Source organism: Methylosinus sp. RM1 (assembly GCF_011378635.1).
GTDB classification, from domain to species: Bacteria; Pseudomonadota; Alphaproteobacteria; order Rhizobiales; family Beijerinckiaceae; genus Methylosinus; species Methylosinus sporium.
In genome coordinates, this window is sequence record NZ_WOVC01000107.1 from 1 (window position 1) to 1,007 (window position 1,007).

Genomic DNA, 1,007 nt, shown 5'->3' on the forward strand with positions numbered 1-1,007 from the left:
TCGCGCACCGGGCGCTTGCCCTGCAGCAGGCCGATCATCTCGTCGCCGGTCAGCGTCTCGAACTCCAGAAGGCCATTGGCCAGCACGTCGAGATCGCCGCGCTTCTCGGTCAGAATGCGCCGCGCGTCCTCATAGCCTTCCTGCACCAGGCGCCGCACTTCCGCGTCGATCGTCTGCTGCGTCGCCTCCGAGAGCGTCTGCGTGCGGCCGATCGAATAGCCGAGGAACTGCTCCTGCTGCGGATCGGCATAGGCCACCGTGCCGAGCTTGTCCGAGAAGCCGAGCTGCGTCACCATCGCGCGGGCGATGCGCGTGCATTGCTGAATGTCGCTCGCCGCGCCCGAGGTCACCTTGTCGCGGCCGAACACCAGCTCTTCCGCCACGCGTCCGCCCATCGCCAGCGCCAGCATCGCCTTCAATTGCTCGAAGCTCTGCGAGATCTGGTCGCGCTCCGGCAGGCCCTGCACCATGCCCAGCGCGCGGCCGCGCGGGATGATCGTCGCCTTGTGGATCGGGATGGAGCCCGGCATGTTGAGCTGCACCAGCGCGTGGCCGCCCTCGTGGAAAGCGGTGAGGCGCTTCTCCTCCTCCGTCATCACCAGAGTGCGGCGCTCGGCGCCCATCATGATCTTGTCGCGCGAGTCCTCGAATTCTTGTTTCGTGACGATGCGCTTGCTGCGACGCGCCGCCAGCAGCGCCGCCTCATTGACGAGATTCATCAGATCGGCGCCTGAGAAGCCGGGCGTGCCGCGCGCGACGACCTTCAGATCCACATCCGGCGCCAGCGGCACTTTGCGGGCGTGAACCTTGAGGATCTTCTCGCGGCCGATGAAGTCGGGGTTCGGCACATTGATCTGGCGATCGAAGCGGCCGGGACGCATCAGCGCGGGATCGAGCACGTCGGGGCGGTTGGTGGCGGCGATGAGGATGATGCCCTCATTGGCCTCGAAGCCGTCCATCTCGACGAGCAGCTGGTTCAGCGTCTGCTCGCGCTCGTCATTGCCGCC

Annotated in this window: 1 protein-coding gene; it reads right to left on the reverse strand. The window is 66.6% G+C overall.

Features of this window, described 5'->3' with window-relative positions; all coding sequences use genetic code 11:
• A partial coding sequence (locus tag FMZ75_RS21130; protein WP_166146292.1) for an ATP-dependent metallopeptidase FtsH/Yme1/Tma family protein occupies nt 1–1,007 on the reverse strand: 1,007 nt, incomplete at both ends.